This window comes from Castellaniella caeni NBRC 101664 (genome assembly GCF_001592225.1).
GTDB lineage: Bacteria > Pseudomonadota > Gammaproteobacteria > Burkholderiales > Burkholderiaceae_B > Castellaniella > Castellaniella caeni.
On sequence record NZ_BCWN01000050.1, the window covers coordinates 1 to 1,300 of the forward strand.

Annotated in this window: 1 protein-coding gene and 1 pseudogene; both read right to left on the bottom strand. The window is 64.7% G+C overall.

Annotated features, from left to right (window positions below):
* Window positions 1-837, bottom strand: an 837-nt coding sequence (locus CCA01S_RS15035) for an MCP four helix bundle domain-containing protein (RefSeq protein ID WP_157076566.1), incomplete at its 3' end; no start/stop codon positions are given.
* 235 nt (window positions 838-1,072) lie between these two features.
* Window positions 1,073-1,300, bottom strand: a pseudogene (locus CCA01S_RS15910) (hypothetical protein); the annotation flags it as partial.

The following is a 1,300-nucleotide window of genomic DNA, read 5'->3' on the forward strand; positions in this document are numbered from 1 at the left end:
CGCGGAAATCTGGCTGGCGGCGGATGCGATGGAGGTGGCGCCGCCGCGCACGTCGCTGACGGTGGCGCGCAGATTGTCGGCCATGGCTTTGAGCGCGCGCAGCAGCAGGCCGATTTCATCCGTGCCGCGCGCCGAAATCTGGTGGCTGAGGTCGCGTTGGGCAACAGCTTCGGCGAGATCGACGGCATGGCGCAGCGGATGCGTCACCGAGCGGGTCATGCGCCAGGCGATCAGCGGCCCCAGGATGATGGCCAGCACGGTGGCGATGAACAGCAGGATGAGCCCCGACTGGTTGGCCTCGGTGCTGGCTGCGAAGGTGCTGCTCACCATGTCGTCCTGTATCTGGGCCAGTTTGTCGATTTCGGCGATGTACTGGGCCGAAATCTTGGGCATTTCCTGGTTGAAGAAGGTGTCGGCCTTGGCGTAGTCGCCATTGTCCAGGTCTTTGAAAGCCTGCGTGCGCCCATTGTGATAGGCCTCGCGCACCTTGAGCGCCGCTTCGAACTGTTGGATGGCTTCCGCGCGTGTCAGGCGCTTTTGCAGCTGGGCGCGCAATTCGTCCGAACTCTGGTCGGATGCCTCCATCCCTTTCTTGAAGGCGTTGAGCACGTCGGGGTTGGTGAGGTTGGCGGCGGCCAGCGCCTGGTTGGTGTTGACTTCTACCTGGCGAGCCCAGCGCAAGATGAGCGCGTTATTGGCCTGCCGTCGTAGCAGGCTGCCGTTGACTTGCTCGGTGTCGTACATGCGCCAAGCGCCGATGCCTGACATGATGAGCACGAGAACGATGATGAGACCAAAACCCAAGCCGAGCCGGGTGCCGATTTTGAGGTTACGCATGGGATCCTCGAAGAGTCAGAAAGTCCACGAAGCTGTGCGTAGCGCCCAAGGGCACCCGGCACCGCCCGGATCGTTGATTCTCTGGATTGTACGAAGTGTGTCCAGATTCAAACGACGTAACAAGGGGCGGGTCAGGTGCCTTTTCCCGCCAGAGAAGGCGGTTCGGGTTGTTGCCTCCCAGGTCGGCCAAGGCAGCTCGGTGCGCGCGAACTGTGGCGTGCCTGGGGGGCGATTTTTAGAATTCAGTCCATTCTTCGGTGTCTACCGTGGCAGGCGCGGGGCGGCCCGGAGCGCGCAAAGCGGAACGGGTTGAACTGGGCTCGGCCGCCTTGGGCTCGGTGCGCCGGGGCCGCTGCGGGGCGGGGCTGACCACTTTTTCAGGGGCGGCCGCGGGCAGACGCGGCGCGCGGCTGCCCGCCGCTTGCGCCCCCGCCTGGCTGCCACCAGCGGCCCCGGCGCGCGT